This window comes from Streptomyces sp. NPDC111802, assembly GCF_055634335.1.
Genome location: NZ_JBVKCZ010000222.1, coordinates 1 through 1,471, shown reverse-complemented (window position 1 = coordinate 1,471; position 1,471 = coordinate 1). Strand labels below are relative to the sequence as shown.

The window sequence follows — 1,471 nt, the reverse complement described above, 5'->3', positions numbered from 1 at the left end:
GGTGATCGTGCAGGATCCGCAGAGCGCGGAGTTCCCGGGGATGCCGCAGGCGGCGGTGGACGCCGCAGGGGTGGACTTCGTGCTACCTCTTGAGAAGATTGCCGCGGTCGTGCGCGGACTGGTCGAGGCCAAGAGGCAGTGATGCGCTGATGGGCGAACCGCAGGACGCCGGGGACAACGAGGCACTGGAGGAGCTGCTCGGGTTCATCCGGGAGGCCCGCGGCTTCGACTTCACCGGCTACAAGCGCTCCACGCTGTGCCGGCGCATCCATAAACGGATGACTGACGTCGGTGTCGGCTCCTACCTGGACTACCAAGATCTCCTGGAGACCAACGCGGACGAGTTCGGTGCCCTCTTCAACACGATCCTGATCAACGTCACCTCCTTCTTCCGCGACCGGGAGGCGTGGAATCTCCTGCAGCATGAGGTTGTACCCGAGCTGCTGGCGGCTCTCGAGCCGGGCCAAGAGATCAGGGTGTGGAGCGCGGGCTGTTCCAGCGGCGAGGAACCGTACTCGCTGGCGCTCATGTTCGCGGAGACACTCGGACTCGAGGAGTGCCTGAGCCGGGTCAAGATCTACGCCACGGATGTCGACGAGGAGGCGCTGCGTGAGGCCCGGTCGGGGCTCTATACGCCGAAGTCCCTGGAAATGCTCTCGGCGGATTTGCGGGAAAAGTACTTCGAGCAGAACGGCGCGCAGTTCAGCTTCCGTCCCGACTTGCGGCGGCGAGTCATCTTCGGGCGGCATGACATCACCCGGGACGCCCCGATCTCCCGGCTCGATCTGCTCGTCTGCCGCAACACCCTGATGTATTTCAATGTCGAGGCTCAGAGGCAGATCGTCGACCGTTTCCACTTCGCCCTGCGCCCGAGTGGTTTCCTCTTCCTTGGCAAGGCCGAGATGCTGCTCAACGACACCGAGCGGTTCGAGGTCGCGAACATGCGCCAGCGCGTCTTCAGGCGGCGGGCCGGCGACACCGTACTGCCGTACCACCCGGCACCGGTGAAGAGCAGATCAGGCACGGGCGTCGAGGTGCACTCCTTCGTGCGCACTCGCCAGCTACGCGACCTGGTCCTTGACGCTGGACCCACCCCATCGATCGCCCTCGACAGCGATGGAACCGTTGTGGTGATCAACAGTCAGGCGAGGATCCAGTTCGGCCTGACCGCGACCGATATCGGCCGCCCTTTCCAGGACCTGGAGATCTCATATCGTCCGGTCGAACTCCGCTCTCTGATCGACCAGTCCACACACGAGCGCCGGACCCTGCGCGTCAACCGGGCCGAGCGCAGGATCGGCGAGGACCTCCAGTACTTCGACATCCTCATCCAGCCGCTCTCCGGGCCCAACAGCCTGCACGTCGCCACCACGATCTCCTTCACCGACGTCACTGTCGCCACGCAGCTGAAGGCGGAGGTCAAGAGGATCCGGGAGGACCTGGAAACGGCGTACGAGGAACTGCAGTCCAC

At 64.4% G+C, this 1,471-nt stretch carries 2 protein-coding genes; both read left to right on the top strand.

Annotation, left to right across the window (positions count from 1 at the left end; all coding sequences use genetic code 11):
- Position 1 precedes the first annotated feature (1 nt).
- Positions 2-142, top strand: coding sequence for a chemotaxis protein CheB (locus ACZ7NC_RS45610; protein WP_471498379.1), 141 nt, complete (start codon positions 2-4; stop codon positions 140-142).
- A gap of 7 nt (positions 143-149) precedes the next feature.
- Positions 150-1,471, top strand: a 1,322-nt coding sequence (locus ACZ7NC_RS45605) for a CheR family methyltransferase (protein ID WP_471498376.1), incomplete at its 3' end; no start/stop codon positions are given.